The sequence below is a fragment of the uncultured Apibacter sp. genome, assembly GCF_946479295.1.
Taxonomy (GTDB): Bacteria; Bacteroidota; Bacteroidia; order Flavobacteriales; family Weeksellaceae; genus Apibacter.
This window is the reverse complement of the sequence record NZ_CAMLFD010000001.1, coordinates 478,778-497,585: the sequence shown is the minus strand read 5'-3', so window position 1 is coordinate 497,585 and position 18,808 is coordinate 478,778. Positions and strand designations below refer to the sequence as shown.

The 18,808-nt window shown below is 46.0% G+C and carries 7 protein-coding genes and 2 pseudogenes; all 9 read left to right on the top strand.

Features of this window, described 5'->3' with window-relative positions; all coding sequences use genetic code 11:
• Positions 1-50 precede the first annotated feature (50 nt).
• The 9 genes and pseudogenes from Q0T35_RS02340 to Q0T35_RS02300 all read left to right on the top strand — a co-directional run bounded on the left by Q0T35_RS02340 (position 51) and on the right by Q0T35_RS02300 (position 18,797).
• Positions 51-503 (top strand): DUF1896 domain-containing protein, encoded by a 453-nt coding sequence (locus Q0T35_RS02340; protein ID WP_004304266.1) that lies wholly within the window; start codon positions 51-53, stop codon positions 501-503.
• Positions 493-6,309 carry an N-6 DNA methylase gene (locus Q0T35_RS02335; RefSeq protein ID WP_004291462.1) on the top strand — a complete coding sequence of 1,939 codons (5,817 nt, stop codon included), beginning with the start codon at positions 493-495 and terminating at the stop codon, positions 6,307-6,309. Before Q0T35_RS02340 ends, Q0T35_RS02335 begins: the two co-directional genes overlap by 11 nt.
• 658 nt (positions 6,310-6,967) lie before the next feature.
• The gene (gene tet(Q), locus Q0T35_RS02330; protein ID WP_004291466.1) at positions 6,968-8,893 is read left to right on the top strand and encodes a tetracycline resistance ribosomal protection protein Tet(Q); all 1,926 of its coding nucleotides are present in this window, start codon (positions 6,968-6,970) and stop codon (positions 8,891-8,893) included.
• Positions 8,893-11,210, top strand: a pseudogene (locus Q0T35_RS02325) (ATP-binding protein). The gene tet(Q) and the pseudogene Q0T35_RS02325 overlap by 1 nt, the downstream one beginning before the upstream one ends.
• Entirely contained in the window at positions 11,203-12,525 is a 1,323-nt protein-coding gene (locus tag Q0T35_RS02320; protein WP_004291471.1) for a sigma-54 dependent transcriptional regulator, read from the top strand. The pseudogene Q0T35_RS02325 and the gene Q0T35_RS02320 overlap by 8 nt, the downstream one beginning before the upstream one ends.
• A gap of 279 nt (positions 12,526-12,804) precedes the next feature.
• Positions 12,805-13,227, top strand: coding sequence for a dihydrofolate reductase family protein (locus tag Q0T35_RS02315; protein WP_004291474.1), 423 nt, complete (start codon positions 12,805-12,807; stop codon positions 13,225-13,227).
• Positions 13,228-13,465: 238 nt separating this feature from the next.
• Entirely contained in the window at positions 13,466-14,071 is a 606-nt protein-coding gene (locus Q0T35_RS02310; RefSeq protein WP_004304269.1) for an RteC domain-containing protein, read from the top strand.
• 301 nt (positions 14,072-14,372) lie between these two features.
• Positions 14,373-15,503, top strand: a complete 1,131-nt coding sequence (locus Q0T35_RS02305) for an ATP-binding protein (protein ID WP_004291480.1) — start codon at positions 14,373-14,375, stop codon at positions 15,501-15,503.
• A gap of 16 nt (positions 15,504-15,519) precedes the next feature.
• Positions 15,520-18,797 (top strand): annotated as a pseudogene (locus Q0T35_RS02300) (P-loop NTPase fold protein).
• Positions 18,798-18,808 lie beyond the last annotated feature (11 nt).

The following is an 18,808-nucleotide window of genomic DNA, read 5'->3' as shown; positions in this document are numbered from 1 at the left end:
TTTTTCCAACCGATTATCCCGTTAATTATCAATCCGCTAAATCCAAAGTAATGAACAACAAGAAGAAAAACGAGGGTCAGACCGACTTTTCCTATTACGGTCTGTACCTGCTGGACTATCTCCGCACGAACAAGTTTGAACAGGCTGACGACACCGCTTTCATACGGGAACGGGCCGACCGTGCCGCCGAAACGTATGAGAGGGCACGGCTTGAAGGCTATCCCGCCGATGGTGCGCAGGAACTGGCGATGGACACGCTGCTGCGCGGGCTGCATTATTCCCGTTACGCCATCCTCCGCGAAGTCGTGGAAAACGAGTTTGCCGATGAAGTGCCGGAAGAGAAGCGTGAAGCCTTTGTCCTGAAACTGCTGCCGCTTGTCGGCAACGTGTTCTCCGTCTATGACCTCTCGGATGACAATTTCGCCCTGTCTTCCGATTACGACCTGCTCTACACGGAGCTGACGGGAGCAACCGTCCTTTACTTAGACGAATATGGCGTTTAACCGCAAACAGAAACTGCGGGACAACATCGAGGCGATACGGACGGCATTCATCCTTGACAGGGAAAATAGGACAGCGACAACCGAAGAGCGTGCCATACTTCAAAGGTACTGCGGTTTCGGCGGTCTGAAATGTATCCTCAACCCTGCAAAGGAACTGACGGATGCCGTCCGGTGGGCGAAATCCGACCTCGAACTGTTCGCCCCGACGGTGGAGCTGCACAGGCTTATCCGTGAGAACAGCAAGGACGAAACAGAGTACAAGCGGTTTGTGGATTCGCTGAAAGCGTCCGTGCTGACCGCTTTCTACACCCCCAAAGAGATAACCGACACCATCGCGGACGTGCTGGCAGATTACAGCGTCCGCCCCGCCCGTATGCTCGAACCGTCGGCAGGTGTCGGCGTGTTCGTGGATTCCATGCTGCGGCACAGCCCCAATGCGGATGTGATGGCTTTCGAGAAGGATCTGCTCACGGGTACAATCTTGAGGCATCTCTATCCCGACCAGAAAATGCGCACCTGCGGTTTTGAGAAAATCGAAAGACCGTTCAACAATTATTTCGACTTGGCGGTGTCCAACATTCCGTTCGGTGACATTGCCGTGTTCGACGCGGAGTTTCAGCGGAGCGACTCTTTCGGCAGACGCTCCGCCCAGAAAACCATCCACAACTATTTCTTTCTCAAAGGACTGGATGCCGTGCGTGACGGCGGTATCGTGGCGTTCATCACCTCGCAAGGGGTATTGAATAGCACCAAGACCTCCGTGCGTAACGAGCTGTTCAGTCAGGCCAATCTGGTATCCGCGATACGCCTGCCCAACAACCTGTTCACGGACAACGCGGGCACGGAGGTGGGCAGTGACCTGATTGTCCTGCAAAAGAACCTCAGCAAGAAGGAAATGTCGCAGGACGAGCGGCTGATGACCGTGATACAGACGGACACGAAAACCGCCCTGACCGACAACGCCTATTTCATCCACCACCCGGAACGCATCGTGCATACGATGGCGAAACTTGACACAGACCCCTACGGGAAGCCCGCTATGGTTTATCTGCACGAGGGCAAGGCAGCAGGCATCGCCGGGGATTTGCGCCGTATGCTCGACGAGGATTTCCATTACAGGCTTGCCATGCGCTTGTATTCGGGTTCAATCCGGCAGGCAGGAACGGAAGAAAAAGTTGCCGTTCAAAATAAAGTAGAGCGTCCTGCCATAAAATTGGAAACAGTATCCTCGGCGCAGACGGTGGAAACTCCGACAGAAAAGCCGCAACCCGCAGATGAAAAGCCGGAGATAGAACCGCGCCCGCAATATTCCGCAGGCGTGCAGCTCACCCTGCTTGACCTCTGGGGGATGACGGAAGAGGTCAGCCAACCGAAAACCTCCAAAAAGAAAAAGACGGTGAAAAAGGCAGTTACGGCAAAGTCCACTCCGCCCAAACCGAAAGTCACGGTTACACCGACAGCTCCAACTGCAAAACCCGCAATGGAGAATAAGGAGGTGAAAGCGGAGAACACCGCCAAGCCTGCCGACCCGGACGACATCTATGCCACACTGGACTGGGATACCAATCCTCCCATCAACGGTTTCTATGAAATGATGATGGGTTTGACGCCGGAGCGTAGGAAAGAACTTCGGGAACTGGCAAGGCAGCATAACGAGAAACAAGTGGCGGAAAAGACGGAAGTGAAAGCCGTGCCGGAAACTTCCCGTGAGCAGCCACGACAGGAGGAAACACAGCCGGAGGCAGTCGCCGCACCTGCCGTTACAGATACCCCATCGGAAGCGGTGGGGACTTTCCTTTTCCCCGACATCGAAGCGGAAAAGCCGAAGGAGGAAGTCGTGGACCTTTCTCCGCGTGCCTACCACCGCACGCCGGAGATGCACCTGCGCGAAGGGTCGCTGGTGGCTGACCGGGGGCGTCATAACATCGGCTACCTGAAAGACATCACGCCATACGGGGCGACATTCCAGCCGCTCGACCTGAAAGGATACCAGAAGGAAAAGGCGTTGTTGTATGTGTCGCTGCGTGACGCCTACGAGCGTCTGTACCGTTATGAATCGCTCCGGCGCGAGGCAAATGTTCCGTGGCGAGAGCATCTGAATACCTGTTACGATGAGTTTGTCATGCGCTACGGCAACCTCAACGCCAAGCAGAACGTGAAGTTAGTGATGATGGATGCGGGCGGGCGCGACATCCTTTCGCTGGAACGGATGGAAAACGGAAAGTTCGTCAAGGCGGACATCTTCGAGCATCCTGTTTCCTTCGCGGTGGAGAGCCATGCCAACGTAGGCTCTCCCGAAGAAGCCCTGTCTGCGTCGCTCAACAAATATGGTACGGTCAATCTCGACTATATGCGGGAGATAACCGACAGCACGGCGGAGGATTTGCTCACTGCCCTGCAAGGGCGCATCTACTACAATCCGCTCGTGACCGGTTACGAAATCAAAGACCGTTTCATCGCCGGAAATGTCATAGAGAAAGCGGAACGCATAGAGGCATGGATGGGTGACAATCCCGAAAATGAGCGTATGCCGGAGGTGAAGCAGGCGTTGGAGGCTCTGAAAGATGCCGAGCCGCAGCGCATCGCCTTCGAGGATCTGGACTTCAATTTCGGGGAACGCTGGATTCCGACGGGTGTCTATGCCGCCTACATGAGCCGGCTGTTCGACACGGAGGTGAAAATCGCCTATTCCGCAAGCATGGACGAGTTTTCGGTGGTGTGCGGCTACCGCACCATGAAAATCACGGACGAGTTTCTGGTGAAGGGGTATTACCGGAACTATGACGGTATGCACCTCCTAAAACACGCCCTGCACAACACCTGCCCTGACATGATGAAGTCCATCGGCAAGGACGAGCATGGCAACGACATCAAGATGCGCGACAGCGAGGGAATACAACTCGCCAACGCCAAGATTGACGAGATACGAAACGGCTTCTCCGAATGGCTCGAAGAGCAGTCGCCGCAGTTCAAGGAGCGGCTTGTGACGATGTATAACCGCAAGTTCAACTGTTTCGTGCGCCCGCGCTACGACGGCTCCCATCAGACCTTTCCCGACCTCAACCTGAAAGGGCTGGCAAGCCGGGGTATCAAGAGCGTCTATCCCTCACAGATGGATTGCGTCTGGATGTTGAAACAGAACGGCGGCGGAATTTGCGACCACGAGGTGGGAACCGGTAAGACGCTGATAATGTGCATCGCCGCGCATGAGATGAAGCGTCTGAATTTGGCACACAAGCCGATGATTATCGGGCTGAAAGCCAACGTTGCGGAGATTGCAGCCACCTATCAGGCGGCATATCCCAACGCACGTATTCTGTACGCTTCGGAGAAGGACTTTTCGACCGCCAACCGTGTGCGCTTCTTCAATAATATAAAGAACAACGACTACGATTGCGTCATCATGTCGCACGACCAGTTCGGCAAGATACCGCAGTCGCCGGAATTGCAGCAGCGCATCCTGCAAGCAGAGCTTGACACGGTGGAGGAAAACCTCGAAGTGCTACGGCAGCAGGGAAAGAACGTGTCGCGGGCGATGCTGAAAGGATTGGAGAAGCGCAAGCACAACCTTGAAGCGAAGCTGGAGAAGGTGGAACACGCCATAAAGTCACGCACGGACGACGTGGTGGATTTCAAGCAGATGGGCATCGACCACATCTTCATAGATGAGAGCCACCAGTTCAAGAATCTGACTTTCAACACGCGCCACGACCGTGTGGCGGGATTGGGAAACAGCGAGGGAAGCCAGAAGGCACTTAACATGCTCTTTGCCATACGCACCATACAGGAGCGCACAGGAAAAGACTTGGGTGCGACCTTCCTCTCCGGCACGACTATCAGCAACTCACTGACTGAATTGTACCTGCTGTTCAAGTACCTGCGCCCGAAGGAGCTGGAACGGCAGGACATAAGGTGTTTCGACGCTTGGGCGGCGATATTTGCCAAGAAGACGACGGATTTTGAATTTAACGTGACGAACAATGTGGTCCAGAAGGAGCGTTTCCGCTACTTCATCAAAGTGCCGGAGCTTGCCGCCTTCTATAATGAAATCACGGACTACCGCACGGCGGAGGATGTGGGCGTTGACCGTCCTGCCAAGAACGAGATACTGCACCATATACCGCCCACGCCGGAACAGGAGGACTTCATACAGAAACTGATGCAGTTCGCCAAGACGGGCGATGCCACCTTGTTGGGCAGGCTGCCGCTTTCGGAAACGGAAGAAAAGGCGAAGATGCTCATCGCCACGGACTATGCCCGGAAAATGGCACTCGACATGCGCATGATAGACCCGAATTACGAAGATCATCCCGACAACAAAGCGAGTCACTGTGCCAAGATGATCGCGGAGTATTATCAAAAATACGACGCCCAGAAAGGCACGCAGTTCGTTTTCTCTGATTTGGGGACATACCAGCCGGGCGACGGGTGGAACGTCTATTCGGAAATCAAGCGCAAACTGACGGAGGACTACGGTATACCGCCAAGCGAGGTGCGCTTCATTCAGGAGTGCAAGACCGACAAGGCGCGGAAGGCGGTGATAGACGCCATGAACGCCGGGACGGTGCGTGTGCTGTTCGGCTCTACCTCTATGCTCGGAACGGGTGTGAACGCCCAGAAACGGTGTGTGGCTATCCATCATCTCGATACGCCGTGGCGACCGTCCGACTTGCAACAGCGTGACGGACGCGGAGTTAGGGCAGGTAATGAGATTGCCAAACATTTCGCCGGGAACAACGTGGATGTAATCATCTACGCGGTGGAGAAGTCACTGGACAGCTACAAGTTCAACCTCCTGCACTGCAAGCAGACTTTCATAAGCCAGCTCAAAAGCGGTGCGATGGGTGCGCGTACCATCGACGAGGGGGCAATGGACGAAAAATCGGGCATGAATTTCTCGGAATACATGGCGTTGCTCTCCGGCAATACCGACCTGTTGGACAAGGCGAAACTGGAAAAGCGGATCGCATCGCTCGAAGGGGAACGCAAGTCGTTCAACAAGGGCAAGCGTGATTCGGAGTTCAAGCTGGAGTCAAAGACCGGCGAGTTGCGCAACAACACGGCTTTCATAGATGCCATGACGGAGGACTGGAACCGCTTCCTGTCGGTGGTGCAGACCGACAAGGAGGGCAACCGCCTTAATATAATAAAGGTGGACGGAGTGGATTCCGCCGATGAGAAGGTCATCGGAAAGCGTTTGCAGGAGATAGCCAAGAATGCCACGACCGGAGGGTTGTACACGCAGGTCGGTGAACTTTACGGTTTTCCGATAAAGGTGGTGAGCGAAAGGATACTCAAAGAGGGATTGGAGTTCACCGACAACCGCTTCGTGGTCGAGGGGAACTACAAGTACACCTACAACAACGGGCATCTGGCGATGGCTGACCCGTTGGCCGCCGCCCGCAACTTCCTCAACGCGATGGAGAGGATACCCTCCATCATCGACCAGTACAAGGCGAAGAACGAGGTGCTGGAGATGGAGATACCGCAGTTACAGGAGATAGCGGGTAAGGTGTGGAAGAAGGAGGACGAGCTGAAGCAGTTGAAGTCCGAACTTGCCGCCCTTGACCGAAAAATTCAGCTGGAGCTTGCGCCACCCACGCCCGAAGTCGCAGAAAAGGAGAATGAAGGGCAACAGCTCAAGCCGGAAGCGGAAGATGTGAGGAACAGGCAGGCGCAATATCCCGAAAATGCACCGCCGCAGATACGCAGTCCGGCGGATAGTATCGTTGCCAACCATGTCATAATCGGGCGTCCGGGACTGTATGCCAAGGAGGAAACCCGGTCCAAAGGATTGAAAATATAACCTAAGGAATTTTATCTGAAGTATTAATAAGGGCTATCCCAAAAGGTCTAAAAGTAAATTTTATCCTTTCTGCAAGTATCTATAGGATGGCAACTGCATTTTTTTCTTTTTGGGCAGCCCTTATTAAAATTTATTCTTATTTTAGGTTATATACATTCATGTCCATTTATGTAAAAAATTCCTGCTGACCTTGTTTATGTCTTGTCAGTCACCATTTGCAAAACCATATTTGACCCTCAAAGAGGCTGAATTTGATAAGTAACTTGCTACATACTCATAATAAGGAGCTAAATAGAACACGAATGGGAAATACACAAATGCTAAACTAAAGAAGATATTGGCCAAAATAAACGCTATACCGAGAGAGAAACTTGATTTTTCAACTTCCTAAAACGGTGTTGTTCAAACATTTCTACTTATTTGTACTTGCCAGTTGAACCTACGCTTCCCTAATAAAATGTCTATGGTAAAAAGTTAAAAAATCCTCCCACTTTTGTTAGATATATTTTTTTTGTGTAATTTTGTAATCGTTATGCGGCAGTAATAATATACATATTAATACGAGTTAGTAATCCTGTAGTTCTCATATGCTACGAGGAGGTATTAAAAGGTGCGTTTCGACAATGCATCTACTGTAGTATATTATTGCTTAATCCAAATGAATATTATAAATTTAGGAATTCTTGCTCACATTGATGCAGGAAAAACTTCCGTAACCGAGAATCTGCTGTTTGCCAGTGGAGCAACGGAAAAGTGCGGCCGTGTGGATAATGGTGACACCATAACGGACTCTATGGATATAGAGAAACGTAGAGGAATTACTGTCCGGGCTTCTACGACATCTATTATCTGGAATGGAGTGAAATGCAATATCATTGACACTCCGGGACACATGGATTTTATTGCGGAAGTGGAGCGGACATTCAAAATGCTTGATGGAGCAGTCCTCATCTTATCCGCAAAGGAAGGCATACAAGCGCAGACAAAGTTGCTGTTCAGTACTTTACAAAAGCTGCAAATCCCGACAATTATATTTATCAATAAGATTGACCGTGCCGGTGTGAATTTGGAGCGTTTGTATATGGATATAAAAACAAATCTGTCGCAAGATGTCCTGTTTATGCAAACTGTTGTCGATGGATCGGTTTATCCGGTTTGCTCCCAAACATATATAAAGGAAGAATACAAAGAATTTGTATGCAACCATGACGACGATATATTAGAACGATATTTGGCGGATAGCGAAATTTCACCGGCTGATTATTGGAATACGATAATCGCTCTTGTGGCAAAAGCCAAAGTCTATCCGGTGCTACATGGATCAGCAATGTTCAATATCGGTATCAATGAGTTGTTGGACGCCATTTCTTCTTTTATACTTCCTCCGGCATCAGTCTCAAACAGACTTTCAGCTTATCTCTATAAGATAGAGCATGACCCCAAAGGGCATAAAAGAAGTTTTCTTAAAATAATTGACGGAAGTCTGAGACTTCGAGACGTTGTAAGAATCAACGATTCGGAAAAATTCATCAAGATTAAAAATCTAAAGACTATTTATCAGGGCAGAGAGATAAATGTTGATGAAGTGGGTGCCAATGATATCGCGATTGTAGAAGATATAGAAGATTTTCGAATCGGAGATTATTTAGGTGCTAAACCTTGTTTGATTCAAGGATTATCTCATCAGCATCCCGCTCTCAAATCCTCCGTCCGGCCAAATAAGCCCGAAGAGAGAAGCAAGGTGATATCCGCTCTGAATACATTGTGGATTGAAGACCCGTCTTTGTCCTTTTCCATAAACTCATATAGTGATGAATTGGAAATCTCGTTATATGGTTTGACCCAAAAGGAAATCATACAGACATTGCTGGAAGAACGATTTTCCGTAAAGGTCCATTTTGATGAGATCAAGACTATCTACAAAGAACGACCTATAAAAAAGGTCAATAAGATTATTCAGATCGAAGTACCACCCAACCCTTACTGGGCCACAATAGGGCTGACTCTTGAACCCTTACCGTTAGGGGCAGGGTTGCAAATCGAAAGTGACATCTCCTATGGTTATCTGAACCATTCTTTTCAAAATGCCGTTTTTGAAGGGATTCGTATGTCTTGCCAATCTGGTTTACATGGATGGGAAGTGACAGATCTGAAAGTAACTTTTACTCAAGCCGAGTATTATAGCCCGGTAAGTACACCTGCTGATTTCAGACAGCTGACCCCTTATGTCTTCAGGCTGGCTTTGCAACAGTCAGGTGTGGACATTCTCGAACCGATGCTCTGTTTTGAGTTGCAGATACCCCAAGTAGCGAGTTCCAAAGCTATTACAGATTTGCAAAAACTGATGTCTGAGATTGAAGACATCAGTTGTAATAATGAGTGGTGTCATATTAAAGGGAAAGTTCCATTAAATACAAGTAAAGACTATGCCTCAGAAGTAAGTTCGTACACTAAGGGCTTAGGCATTTTTATGGTTAAGCCATGTGGGTATCAAATAACAAAAGACGGTTATTCTGATAATATCCGCATGAACGAAAAAGATAAACTTTTATTCATGTTCCAAAAATCAATGTCATTAAAATAATGGAGCGGTCAGGAAATTTCTATAAGGCAATACGGTTGGGATATATACTTATCTCCATTCTTATCGGATGTATGGCATATAATAGCCTCTATGAATGGCAGGAGATAGAAGCATTAGAACTTGGCAATAAAAAAATAGACGAGCTCCGAAAAGAAATAAACAATATCAATATTCAAATGATAAAATTTTCTCTATTGGGTGAAACAATACTGGAATGGAACGATAAAGATATCGAGCATTACCATGCACGGCGTATGGCAATGGACAGTATGCTCTGCCGTTTCAAGGCCACCTATCCAGCAGAGCGCATCGATAGTGTGCGCAGTCTTTTAGAGGATAAGGAACGACAGATGTTCCAGATAGTCCGGTTAATGGATGAACAACAATCTATTAACAAGAAGATAGCAATCAAATTCCGGTTATTGTACAGAAAAGTGTGCAGGAACAGTCCAAAAAGCCAAAACGAAAAGGTTTCTTAGGCATATTCGGCAAAAAAAAGGAAGTAACTCCAGCAGTATCAACCACTATCCTTCATTCGGTCAATAGAAACGTAATCAGCGAACAGAAAGTGCAGGATCGCCAATTGTCGGAACAAGCCGACAGCCTTGCAGCTCGTAATGCAGAACTTAACAGACAACTGCAAGAATTGATTTGCCAAATAGAAGAAAAGGTACAAACCGAACTGCAAAGCCGGGAAAACGAAATAGTTGCCATGCGTGAAAAGTCATTTATGCAAGTAGGCGGTTTAATGGGATTCGTTCTTCTATTGTTGTTAATTTCCTACATCATCATACATCGTGATGCAAAAAGCATTAAACAATACAAGCACAAGACAACTGATTTGATAAGGCAACTGGAACAATCCGTACAACGGAACGAGGCACTGATAACGTCAAGGAAGAAGGCGGTACATACTATCACCCATGAACTGCGCACACCGCTGACAGCAATAACAGGCTATGCCGGACTGATACGGAAAGAACAGTGTGAGGATAAGTCCGGGCAGTATATCCAAAACATACTGCAATCCTCCGACCGTATGCGGGATATGCTTAACACTTTGCTTGACTTCTTCCGCCTGGACAACGGCAAGGAACAGCCCCGTCTGTCACCCTGCCGGATTTCAGCAATCACGCACACACTTGAAACGGAGTTCATGCCTGTTGCCGTGAACAAAGGGCTGTCCTTGTCCGTGAAGACTGGACACGATGCCATTGTATTGACCGACAAAGAGCGAATAATACAAATCGGGAATAACCTGCTGTCAAACGCTGTCAAGTTCACAGAAGAAGGCGGTGTTTCTTTGATTACTGAATATGATAATGGAGTTCTGACACTGGTCGTTGAAGATACAGGTACAGGCATGACAGAAGAGGAACAGAAACAAGCGTTCGGTGCGTTTGAACGTCTATCAAATGCCGCCGCAAAGGAGGGTTTCGGGCTTGGGCTTGCCATAATGCGTAATATTGTGTCGATGCTTGGCGGAACAATCCGTTTAGACAGCAAGAAAGGGAAAGGCAGTCGTTTCACAGTTGAAATTTCTATGCAGGAAGCTGAAGAACAGCTTGGATATACAAGCAATACACCTGTTTATCATAACAATAAATTCCATGATGTTGTCGCCATTGACAATGATGAGGTATTACTTCTGATGCTGAAAGAGATGTATTCCCAAGAAGGAATACACTGCGACACTTGCACCGATGCTGCGGCACTGATGGAAATGATACGCCAGAAAGAATACAGCCTGTTGCTGACAGACTTGAATATGCCCGATATAAACGGTTTCGAATTGCTGGAACTGTTGCGTTCGTCCAACGTGGGCAATTCACCAACAATCCCGGTGGTTGTGGCAACCGCTTCGGGCAGTTGTAACAAAGGGGAACTATTGGCAAAAGGCTTTGCCGGATGCCTGTTCAAACCGTTCTCCATATCGGAACTGATGGAGGTTTCCGACAGGTGTGCCATAAAAGCGACACCGGACGGGAAACCGGACTTTTCCGCCTTATTGTCCTATGGCAATGAAGCCGTCATGCTGGAAAAGTTGATAACTGAAACAGAAAAGGAAATGCAGGCGGTACGGGATGCAGCAAAAGAAAAAGACCTGCAAAAGCTGGATTCCCTGATCCACCACCTGCGCAGTTCGTGGGAGGTGCTCCGTGCCGACCAACCGCTGAATGTACTTTACGGATTGCTTCGTGGCGATGCTCTCCCGGATGGTGAAGCGTTAAGCCATGCCGTGACTGCCGTGCTGGATAAGGGAGTGGAAATAATACGGTTGGCAGAAGAGGAAAGGAGAAAATACGAAGATGAATAAGACAAAAATAATTGTGGTGGAAGACAACATCGTGTATTGCGAATATGTCTGCAATATGCTGTCACGGGAGGGCTACCGCAATATGAAGGCTTACCACCTCTCAACCGCGAAGAAACATCTGCAACAGGCAACAGATAATGATATCGTGGTTGCCGACCTGCGTCTGCCTGACGGCAGTGGCATAGACCTTTTGTGCTGGATGCGAAAGGAGGGAAAGATGCAGCCCTTCATCATTATGACCGACTACGCCGAAGTTAATACCGCCGTGGAAAGCATGAAACTCGGCTCGATAGACTATATTCCCAAACAGCTTGTGGAGGATAAACTTGTCCCCCTGATCCGTTCCATACTGAAAGAACGTCAGGCAGGACAACGCCGTATGCCTATATTCGCCCGTGAAGGTTCCGCCTTTCAGAAAATCATGCACCGCATAAGGCTGGTAGCCGCCACCGATATGAGCGTGATGATATTTGGTGAGAACGGCACGGGCAAGGAGCATATTGCCCACCTGTTGCATGACAAGAGCAAACGTGCAGGCAAGCCATTTGTGGCGGTGGACTGCGGTTCACTCTCCAAAGAGCTTGCACCGTCGGCTTTCTTCGGACACGTCAAAGGTGCATTTACAGGTGCGGACAATGCCAAGAAAGGATATTTCCATGAGGCGGAAGGCGGCACGTTGTTTCTGGACGAGGTAGGAAACCTCGCGTTGGAAACCCAACAGATGTTGCTCCGTGCCATACAGGAGAGGCGGTATCGCCCGGTCGGAGACAAGGCAGACCGGAATTTCAATGTCCGCATCATCGCTGCTACCAATGAAGATTTGGAGGTATCGGTGAATGAAAAGCGTTTTCGGCAGGATCTTCTGTACCGCCTGCACGACTTCGGGATAACCGTTCCTCCGTTGCGTGACTGTCAAGAAGACATTATGCCGCTGGCAGAGTTCTTCCGTGATATGGCAAACAGAGAGCTGGAGTGTAGCGTGAGCGGGTTCAGTTCCGAAGCACGTAAAGCGTTGCTGACACACGCATGGCCGGGCAACGTGCGGGAACTTCGGCAGAAAGTTATGGGTGCTGTATTGCAGGCGCAGGAAGGTGTTGTCATGAAAGAGCATCTGGAACTTGCCGTGACGAAACCGACCTCTACTGTCAGCTTCGCCTTGCGCAATGACGCGGAGGATAAGGAGCGGATATTGCGTGCGTTGAAACAGGCAAACGGCAACCGGAGTGTCGCCGCAGAACTGCTCGGCATAGGCAGGACAACACTATACAGCAAACTTGAAGAGTATGGACTTAAATATAAATTCAAGCAATCATAGCCCGTAATTCACTGAATTTGGCTATCTTTGCATAACATTTGAGAAAAACGGCGATTGGCAGGAGCTTTTCGCCGCCAACATATAGGATAAGACCGCAAGGCGTTTCAAGCGAAAATCTGGTAAATTGGAACTACGGAGACGATTGCGTGATGCTTATGCTATGCTTACGCATAGCGTGCATTCACGTACTCTCCGTAAAGGCTTTACCAGAGCCATCGCTTGAAGGTAGTGTGAATTGCACGCTACTTTTTTACCCTTGCCTAACGAAAGGAAACGATTATGGGTAAAGTTCAGATTCTCGCCGTACTGACGATGGACGGATGTCTTTCTTCAGAGTTATATGATAAAGCACATCAGGATTTGTGCCTTGACCGTTGCGGTCTTGATGAAATCAGGAAGAAAGCCTTTTACCGTGTGACACCGGACTATTCCATTTCAATGCTGCACGAATGGAGAAAAGACTGCACAAACATCCGTTACCTCGCGGAAGCCACACCGGACACGGCAGACTATATAAACGGACTGCTGCGGATGCACGCTGTGGATGAAATCATACTATACACCGTTCCTTTCATATCCGGAAGCGGACGACATTTTTTTAAGTCGGCTCTGCCAGAGCAACACTGGACGCTTTCCTCTTTGAAAAGCTATCCCAACGGTGTATGTCGCATTATCTATATCCTTGATAAAAAAGCAAGATAGCCAAAATGTGCGGCAAGCATACATTTCTATTTTCAGGAATAGAATAAATGTTCCGATTACAAACAATTTAAGTCGGAGATAATTTGTCCTTGTGAAAAAATACTGAATTTTATACCTCTGAAATCCAGCACTTTGTAAAATTGAGTGTTGGATTTTTTATTTTCTGCCGCGTTTTTTGCCAATTATATTCATGTGCGCACGCAGAAAACAAAGTGTAATTTTCAAAATTGACAGAACCATGAATTATTTCTTGCTGGCGGAAACCGACTTTTTCCGCCTGATAAACGAAGCCGGCGACTGCAATATGGAAACGGCATACACGGCTTTCGCCACCCAAGTGATCGAACTGTGCAACGGCGGCATGGACATGAACCTTACCGTCATCGCGCTTGCCTACATCGAAATCGAGTTGCAGCACCATCCCGTACGTAATCTGTCAGAAGAAAAAAGAGAGATTGCCGCCTACGTCAGCAAGGCTCTGTCTTTCGTAAGAAAGATGCAGAAATTCCTTGCCACGCCCCAAGTGCCACCACTAATATCCGCCAACAACGCAACAGAAACCACCGCCAGCCTTCTTCAATGGACGGGCAATGCCATCGACCTCGTGGAACTTATCTACGGCATAGACGTGATGGGCTGCATCAACAACGGCAATATGCCGCTCAAACAGCTCGCCCCACTTCTCTATAAGATATTCGGGGTTGATTCTAAAGACTGCTACCGCTTCTACACTGATATCAAACGCCGGAAGAACGAAAGCCGCACCTATTTCATTGACAGGATGCAGGAAAAACTGAACGAGAGAATGTTGCGTGATGAGGAGTTGGAGCGGATGAGAAAATAAAAAAATATCCATTACATATGAGAAGACAGGAATACTCGTATCCTGTCTTTTTATTTTCATTTAATTATATATTAATTAGCACAATATATGTGAGTTTTTCATTCCTATAAGGACAAATTTCAGAAACGTATGTCTGGTAAATTATTGAGTCATCATAGTATGAACATATATCATTACTAAAAACAATGAAACAACTTCCATAAGATTGTGGTTGTAAAAATCGCCATTTAATAGCCCGTTTTTTTTGTAAAATTCGCCAATTAAAAAAATATGATTATCTTTGCATTATATTTTATAAGGTATGGAAACAGTAAATAGAATACTTCAAGAGAAGATTACAGCACGAATCGCGCCCAATAAAGCAGTACTGATTTTTGGTGCTCGCCGTGTTGGTAAAACGGTAATGATGCGTAAAATTGTGGACAACTATTCAGGTAGGACGATGATGCTCAACGGCGAAGACTACGACACATTAGCACTATTGGAGAATCGCTCAATAGCCAATTATCGGCATTTATTGGATGGTATTGATTTGCTGGCTATTGATGAGGCACAGAACATACCACAAATCGGTAGTATTCTGAAGTTGATAGTTGATGAAATACCGGGAATAAGTGTCTTGGCAAGTGGTTCTTCGTCATTCGATTTGCTGAATAAGACTGGTGAACCGTTGGTCGGCCGCAGTACGCAATTTCTCCTTACACCATTCTCGCAACGGGAAATCGCACAGACGGAAACGGCACTTGAAACCCGCCAGAACCTCGAAGCGCGCTTGATTTACGGTTCCTATCCCGAAGTAGTAATGATGGAGAACTATGAACGTAAAACAGACTACCTACGTGATATTGTCGGTGCATACCTGCTTAAAGATATCTTAGCAATTGACGGCTTAAAAAATTCGAGCAAGATGCGCGATCTACTGCGATTGATAGCTTTTCAGTTGGGCAGCGAAGTTTCTTACGAAGAGTTAGGTAAACAACTCGGCATGAGCAAGACGACCGTTGAAAAATACCTCGACCTATTGGAAAAGGTCTTCGTTATCTATCGTCTGGGGGCTTATTCGCGTAACCTACGCAAGGAGGTTACAAAAGCTGGCAAGTGGTACTTCTACGACAACGGCATTCGCAATGCCATTATCGGGGCTTTCTCACCGCTGGCCATTCGGCAGGATGTCGGTGCGCTGTGGGAGAACTACATCATCGGAGAGCGGCGCAAAGCGAACTTCAATGAGGGACTGCACAGGGAGTTCTATTTCTGGCGCACCTACGACAAACAGGAAATCGACCTGATTGAGGAGAGTGCCGACAGTCTTACCGCCTTGGAGTTCAAGTGGGGAAATAAAATGCCGGCCGCACCGAAAGCCTTCCAAGAAGCCTATCCCTATGCCGAGTTTCATGTGGTAAATCGGGAGAATTATTTGGAGTTCGTATAATCAATAAATTACGTATATGGAAACAAAACTACAATCCAAACAGCAATATCCGCGGTTTATCCAAAATAAACCGTGTGGTATTGACAAATTCGATGGAGGTTCGCAAGAAAGGTTGGCAAAAACTATTGCTCGCCATTTTTGTCAGAATGATTCATTGGATGAGGAATGTACTTTACCTCGAATTATCGGCATCGAAGGTATTTGGGGATCTGGAAAATCCAACGTGGTTAAAATGTTGGAACGTGAATTATCAGACGACTATTACTTTTTTGAGTATGACGCATGGGGACATCAAGAGGACTTGCAACGCCGCTCTATATTGGAATTGCTTACAAGCAAACTTATTGATGATGGTATCCTATCTGGAAATGCAACAATAAAAGTCAAAGGTGGAGGTACGAAAACCGTATCATGGTCTGAAAAGCTGAAATATTTATTAGCCCGTAAAACGGAGACCGTAACCGAAAAATATCCCCTTATCAGTAATGGTATGGTTGCGGCATTTTTGGTTGCAGTTTTAACTCCGATATTTACATTTATTGCGTATGCAGTAAAACCTACACCCACAACATGGTGGTTTTCTTTATTGTCTATTATCATAGCTGCACTGCCAGTTCTTATTGCATTGTGCGTTTGGAAATGGGCATATAGCAAAGATCATAAATATGGATGGAGTTAATGGCATTCAAACAATAATTAACTATGTTAGCTATTTATCAAGATAAAGTCGAAAAGGACGTTTGCTATGAGACTTTGAGCGAAGACGAACCAACGGTTTACGAGTTCAAAACATGGATGCAAGACATTTCTGATTTTATCAAGGAAAAAGGACAACGTAAATTAGTCCTTGTTTTTGACAACATGGATCGTCTCCCCGCTGAAAAAGTAAAAGAATTATGGTCTTCTATCCATACGTTCTTCGCCGATAGCGGTTTTGAAAATGTTTGGGCTGTTATTCCTTTCGATGAAACACATTTAGCTTGTGCATTCGGAGATGAGACCGACGAACAAACGAAACAACTGACCAAGTATTTTATCAATAAAACTTTCCCTATTGTTTATCGTGTTGCTCCTCCTGTTATTACCGACTATCGAAGTATATTCAACAAACTGTTTGTTGAAGCATTTGGAGAAACAGAAAATGAAGCGAAAGAAACTATAAATCGGATATTCAGATTGGTAAATCCTAATGCCAATGTTAGGGAAATTATATCATATATCAATGAGATGGTCGCTCTTAAACAAGAGTGGTGTAACGAAATTTTGATGATAAACATAGCATTGTTCTGTTTGAAGAAGACGGATATTCTGGCAAATCCAGTAGAACAAATATTGTCCGGCGACTATCTGAATGGCATTCAAACAATAATTAACAATGATCTGCAAACACAACGCGAAATTGCAGCTTTGGTATATGGTGTCGATGTTGAAGATGCTCGACAAATTCCATTGAAAAAATATATTGAAGGCTGCATCAACGGAGAAGAAGACCACGACATAAATCAATATGCAGAGACTAATAAACAATTTGACACTGTATTAGAAGAAGTTATACAATGTATGGACAATGCGCTTATCGATAAGATTATACATTGTTTGCATAAATTAACTCGAAAGAGCGATGTTATTCTGCGTGTATGGCAAAGAATAGCACAATTGAAATTAAAAGAATCCATAGAGAAGCAGGTGTTCCCTGTCGAATACCAAGAACTGCTGTTGCATTTAGACACGGAAAGCCAAAACCATGTGATTGCTCAATTATATAAGAAGATAGTTCGGTTCAATGACTTCAATGGCGGCGACTATTTCAAAACGTTAGATGCAATAGACAGGTTTATTGCGCAAAATAAGTTGGCGTGCGATTTTACGTCATTGATTGAAGCAAAAACAGTCAAGCCAAATACATTTATCGATTATATTCAAGCTGCAAATGCAACAGATGCTGCCTATCGGGATAACGCGACAACTAAAGCATATAAATATTATCAAGTAGCAACAAATTCGGAGGCGCTCGATAATTATTTGGCAAACTTACTACCCGATAATTTCGACCATGCAGATATTGTAAAAACGTTAAAAGATAATTCTACCTATACGTTTCCAACGCTTTTGCAAGCGATCACGAATTGCATTGATGAACAGAATGTAAATAAAGATAATATAGGGGCTATATTTACAACCTATCGTTTATTGGCATCTGACGAAGAAAGACCTTTACCTGTAACGTTAGATTCAACCTACATAAATCAGTTGCATTCTGAATTAGAAACTGATGGCCGAAACATTAAAGAGTCTGGATATTACGATTTAGTCGCCATGCAATTGGCACATGGTCATTCCGTTTCCTTAATAGAGGGTGGAGATATAAAATATGTTGCAGAACTCATGGACTATTATGTGGATCATGGAGACTTATTAGTAAATAGTGTGGGATGGAATATACCGCTATTAAATGAAACACTACAATACATGGTAAATCATAAACTTGGCTATAAATTATTGCTCTCAGACATATTGCCCCAATTTGAAGATATTAAGAACAGAATAGGTGTAACGGATGAGGTATTTATCGAGCATTTAGCAGAGTGGAATACCGATTTGGATAAGTATATCACTAAGAACAATATTAAAGATGTAATTCCTGACGCATCTTTTTACGATTTGACCACTAAAATAAGCAATGTCCTGACCGATCATATCAATAAAATAGCGTTCGAAGCGTTGTCTGAAATAAGTGTTGATACATTATACGCCCAAAGAACAGCACATACATCATATTATTGGTTTGTCGCAATAAAACATTTACTGGCTAAAATCAAATCCTTGCCAGATAACTTGACTGAATTTGGCAAAAAGATTCTGATGGATATTGCTTCTGGAACTCAAAGTTTGAATCCTTTCCCTAATTGTTTCAAGAATATAGTTGAAAGATTGGATAAACGAAAAATTAAATCGACAGTTACCGATATAAGAAATGATTTCTGCATCGGTAAAAAGACTATCAATGCAATAAAGTTTCAATTTTTCGAAACATGGCTTAGATCGCATGGTAATTTGAAAAGTCAAGCTGGAGACGTTATTGATAAAATAGTGAAACCTGTAATTTCCGATGGGGCATGCCGTTCATTGATTCTGCAAAACAAAGATTTTTATATGGATTTAATAAATACAGCAGGGGATGATGCTTATGAATTGAAAAAGAGTCTCCGAAACCTCATACAAAAAGATTCAGATCCGCAATTGGTTAAATTTGTCAATTCGATAGATTCAGTACCTGAGGTTGAAACCGCGTAAGTATTTGTCTA